At 45.2% G+C, this 1613-nt stretch carries 2 protein-coding genes; both read left to right on the forward strand.

The genetic code is table 11. From position 1 onward, the window contains the following. Nucleotides 1-495: response regulator transcription factor (locus A3738_RS20145; RefSeq protein ID WP_068763805.1), on the forward strand; the 495-nt coding region annotated here is incomplete at its 5' end. Between the two features lie 27 nt (nt 496-522). Continuing rightward, nucleotides 523-1613, forward strand: a 1091-nt coding sequence (locus A3738_RS20150) for a FecR domain-containing protein (protein ID WP_156504359.1), incomplete at its 3' end; no start/stop codon positions are given.

Genomic DNA, 1613 nt, shown 5'->3' on the forward strand with positions numbered 1-1613 from the left:
GTTCGTGCCGAAATGAATTGGCGCGTCCCGGTATTATTCCTAACTCAGCGCGACAGTGAAGCCGATATCATTACAGCGCTTGATGCGGGTGCTGACGACTATTTGGTAAAGCCTGCACGAATTGGTGAGCTGACGGCAAGAATCAACGCGCTGAGCCGTCGATTAGGTACAGAGCAAGCTGAACAAGAAGAGCTAGAAATCGGACCTTACGTCATAAATCTGAGCAAGAGAACAATCATCTCATCTGGAGAGGAAGTCTCGCTTACAGATAAAGACTTCGACCTCGCGGTATTTATGTTCCAAAATATTGGCCGACTTTTGTCTCGCGACTTCTTGCTAGAGCGAGTATGGGGCATCTCTTCAAATATTAATACGCGAACTGTTGATACGCACGTGAGTCGTTTGCGCCGAAAACTTAATATCAAACCAGAGAACGGCTTTAGAATTAAGACTATTTATCAGCACGGCTATCGCCTTGAGCGCGGGGGAGACTAAAAGCTTCACCGCTTAAAGTGTAATACTATGAATGGTCCTGTGCAGTCAGTTCATCACCGTCTAACCCTTATATTCGCAGCAAGTTTTGTTGCGTTAGCGCTTACTTTGACTTCACCAAGTATCAATGCTGAGAGTTATGATGGATATCAAAACCTAGATTGGCACTACACAGTAAGACCAAATGATTCCTTGAAAGACGTGGCTGAGCGTTTGTTGAAACGTCAGTATTCTTGGACATCTATCTCTCATTACAACCGCCTCAAAGACGTTGAAAATCTGCAAGTCGGCTCGATTATTAAAGTCCCTATCTCGTGGCTCAAATACCAACCTCGTCCAGCGAAAATTATTAGCTCTGAAGGCCTAGCTTTAATCAAACGCCGTCAAGAAACACGCTATCATGCGATAAAAAGTAACACTCAGATCTATGTTGGGGATGAACTTTTAACGAGGGATGGGAAAATCACAGTTCAATTTGCTGATAATTCCACCGTCAAGCTTGATCCGCACTCCCACCTAATCTTCAACAAATTAAGCAAGTACGAAGACGTAGGGATGGTAGACACACGCATGCGCCTAAGCAGAGGTGGCTTGCGAACAACCGTAAGTCCTTTGGTAAACGGTTCTCGTTACGAAATAAGCACACCGAGCGCCGTTGCGGCAGTGCGTGGCACTGACTTCCGTTTAAGATCGAGCCTTATGGGAACAACGCTAGAAGTTCTCGAAGGCAAAGTTGAATTTTTCTATGATCACGGAAGACAAATGATCGAGTCAGGGGATGGTGTTCGCACAATTGTTGGCCGAGAAAATCTTGAAAGAATCAATCTATTTAACCTTCCTCGCTTCAAAGCCTCTAGTGATTTAAGCAACATTTCAGATGCAGAAGAAACGCTGAATTGGCGAGGTTTACCCGCAGATTTAAATGTCGAAGACAAAAACGCGAGCTTCAAAGCCAGTGGCGCAAGTGTTGATACGAAAGATGACGAATCTGCGTCTCAAGTTCAGACAAATGATGAAGAGGTAAACCAAGACCCTGACGCAGCGACGCTAGACTTACCTCTACCAGGGAGCATCGTTGATGCGTTTACTGCTGAATTCTCATGGGAAGTGAAACACCCAGA

The organism is Oleiphilus sp. HI0066, assembly GCF_001635725.1.